Raw genomic sequence first — 3107 nt, 5'->3', positions numbered from 1 at the left:
TGCGAAGCCGAATTCGGTTATGAGCACGATATCGATGGGGTTCTTCGCGAAGGCGTCAGGTTCAATCTGCGTCCGCACGAGATCTTTTACACCAACGCTGAGCTCGACATCACGTTTGTCGCGGTCACGCCATTGTCGGATGAGGGCGTACCGATCGACCGTTATGGCCGGCTGCCGCTGATCCCGCTTTCCGGCAAGGCGATCGATGGCGAGTGGGTGACGATCATCCAGCACCCGAACAGCGAGCCGAAACAGATTGCTATACGAGCAAGCCAGATCATTATTCTTGATCAGGACGCGGCCCCCGACGTCAACCTTGATCATTTCATCCACTATTCGACGGATACGGAGCCGGGCTCATCCGGCGCCCCGGTGCTGAACGACCAATGGCAGGTCCTGGCCCTGCACCACAAGGCAGTCCCTGAGCCGAAGAAGCCCGGAAGGCCTGAGAACAAAACTGTCTGGATCGCCAATGAAGGTGTCCGCATTAGTGCAATTTTTGGCCTGCTCGAAAGACAGCGCTTTGAACAGCCGCAGGCGGGCCTTGTGTTGGACCGGCTTGATACCTCGCTTGGGCTGCCGTCCCTGTCTCAAGGCGGCATCCAGGGCGAAGCTCTTCTCGAGGCGGACCGAAAGCCTCTCGCGCTCAAGCGTTGGGCCGGCGTCACCGGCTATGATCCACTCTTTCTCACCACCCGGATCGACCTTCCCGACATTTACGCACCGTGGCTCGCGCAAGAACAGATTGCGCCGCTGCTGGATGGGTCCGGTCACGAACTTGCTTATCACCACTTCACGTCTGTAATCCGTGCAGACAGGAAGTTTCCGCTGCTGACCGCCGTCAATATCGACGGCAACAAGCTGGTCCATCCCGGTCCGCGGAAGGACACGTGGCGGCGCGATGCGCGTATCGCGGCCGAATACCAGCCGGATGGAGAATTCTACGAAAAGAACAAGGGAAAAGATCCGGTGCAATTTAGCCGCGGGCACCAGGTTCGGCTGCTTGATCCTTGCTGGAGCGGCTTAGCGGATGAGGACCAAGCGCTGGTCGAGTCCCAATTGGGTGCAGAGGATACGTTTCACTACACCAACGCGGCCCCACAGGTTCAAACCTACAATGACATCGACTGGGGCAACCTGGAAGACTACCTGCTCGACAAAGCCCAAAGCACAGATAAGCGGTTGACCATTTTTACCGGGCCGATTTTTCGGGAAGACGATCCCCTCTATGGCAAGGGCCGAAACGGAGGTCCCTGGAAAATCCCACTGTCTTTCTGGAAGATCGCAGTCCTTCAGAAATCCCCCACCAAGGTTGCGGCCGCAGCCTTCATTGTCGGGCAAACCCAGTATGTGCAGGCGCTTTATGAGGCGAAGGTGTTTTCAGGGTTGAAACCTTACACTGTCGATCAGATGCGCAAGCGTCGGATCCAGACGACCGTCGCCGCCATTGAAGAAGAGACGGAACTCGATTTTTCCGCGGTCCGCCCTTTCGATGCGCAAGGGACGCTGGAATCGACCCGCCAAACCCGCTGGATCAGCGATATCAATGACGTCATAATCTGATCCTGATCGACGCTCCTCACATGCGTGTTCGCGATCGTGACTGCTCGGCTGACCAAAAACGAATGTCGCAACAGGCGGCGCAGGTTGGTATGAAAGAGATGCTTTTCAACTGATGTTCTCTGTTCACGCTCGCGATCGTATGTCATAGAACGGTCATAAACAGCGGCAAGCCTGCAACGATAGCCACGACAATCTTGGATCAGGGGCACGGGACATGGGAGAGGCACGATCGTCGTCAAGCCGTTTTGCCCGCCCGGAAGATGCCGTATCTTGGCGCACGCCTATCGAACAAGCGGGTGCGATCTGCTATCGAACATCTGAGAATAGCGCCATCGAGGTACTGCTTGTCGCCAGCCGTCGAAATGGCAGCTGGGGCATCCCGAAAGGATGTATCGAAGCAGGGGAAACCCCCAGTGTTGCCGCCGCGCGAGAAGCGATGGAAGAGGCAGGTGTACGAGGCACCGTGTCGACTGAGACGCTAGGTTCGTTCTTCTACCGCAAAGCGGGCGACGATCTATCCTACCACATCAAGGTACACTTGCTCGAAGTGACGGAAACACTCTCAGACTTCCCGGAAAAGCAAACCCGAAGACTGAAATGGGCGTTGCTTGAAACGGCGGCCAAAGAAGTTTCGCACCCGAAGCTTCGGGATCTTCTGTTTTGGTCACGGGGCCGTATGAGACCGCAAATCCGCGAAAGTTCTTTCCTGATCTCCGCTAAGTGAAGGGGCTTGTGCCGGCTGGGTCCTTCGAAAGCGCAATCGAGCGCGCGGCGCAAAGATTTCATTCGTTGACGGCATGGGCAGGCAATGGTGGGTTCTAATTCAGCACGTTTGCCTGTCACGGTCGCGAACCACCGACTAAGTTCCGCGAGTTGGAGCGATTTTAGCCTTCTAGGCCGCCTTCATTCTTTCCGCCGGGCCACTGTTGTTGCCCAGGTCGAACCGGTCGACGAGATCCATCAGATGATCGGCTTCGCCCGACAAAGTCCAGCTCGCGGCTTCAGTCTCCTCGGCCATGGTAGCATTGCTTTGCGTCAGTTGGTCGAGGCGCGTTATCGCAACATTGACCTCGGCGATCGAGGATGCCTGCTCCTGGCTCGACAGAGCGATCACCTCGATCTGGGCTGAAATGCCGACGATGTGCTCGGAAATATCCAGCAACGCGCCCCCGGTTTCGGAGACCAGACCGGCGCCGGTGGCAACTTCGGCGGTGGAATTCCCGATCAGCGTGGCGATCTCCCTGGCGGCTCCAGCGGAACGCTGCGCAAGTTCGCGCACTTCCTGCGCGACGACGGCGAAGCCCTTGCCGGCCTGGCCGGCACGCGCCGCTTCGATGCCCGCGTTGAGCGCCAGCAGATTGATCTGGAAGGCGATGTCGTCAATAACTTCGATGATGTTGCCGATGCGGCTGGAGGCAACTTCGATTCGCCCCATCGCCGCGGTGGCATTACCGACGACGGCAGTAGACGGGGTCAGAACAAGAGCAGTCCGAAATAGTACGCTAAGGTCGAACGGAACATGAACGATGCCGTAGATCGGATGC

Annotated in this window: 3 protein-coding genes; 2 read left to right on the top strand and 1 reads right to left on the bottom strand. The window is 57.7% G+C overall.

What is annotated here, in order from left to right; genetic code table 11:
• On the top strand, window positions 1-1563 hold a 1563-nt coding region (locus tag AS026_RS01840), incomplete at its 5' end, for a DNA/RNA non-specific endonuclease (RefSeq protein WP_062368488.1).
• Window positions 1564-1777: 214 nt separating this feature from the next.
• Window positions 1778-2287, top strand: a complete 510-nt coding sequence (locus tag AS026_RS01835) for an NUDIX hydrolase (protein ID WP_063805891.1) — start codon at window positions 1778-1780, stop codon at window positions 2285-2287.
• Window positions 2288-2455: 168 nt separating this feature from the next.
• Here the strand turns inward: AS026_RS01835 and AS026_RS01830 are convergent.
• Window positions 2456-3107: methyl-accepting chemotaxis protein (locus AS026_RS01830; protein WP_131815265.1), on the bottom strand; the 652-nt coding region annotated here is incomplete at its 5' end.

Origin of the sequence: Rhizobium altiplani, assembly GCF_001542405.1 — a bacterium.
GTDB classification, from domain to species: domain Bacteria; phylum Pseudomonadota; class Alphaproteobacteria; order Rhizobiales; family Rhizobiaceae; genus Rhizobium; species Rhizobium altiplani.
Note: the sequence above shows the minus strand (reverse complement) of the source record. Positions and strands in the feature narration are given on the sequence as shown.

Coding starts and splice junctions, on each gene's coding strand:
- AS026_RS01835 (WP_063805891.1), top strand. CDS start 1,778: ATGGGAGAGGCACGATCGTCGTCAAGCCGTTTTGCCCGCCCGGAAGAT.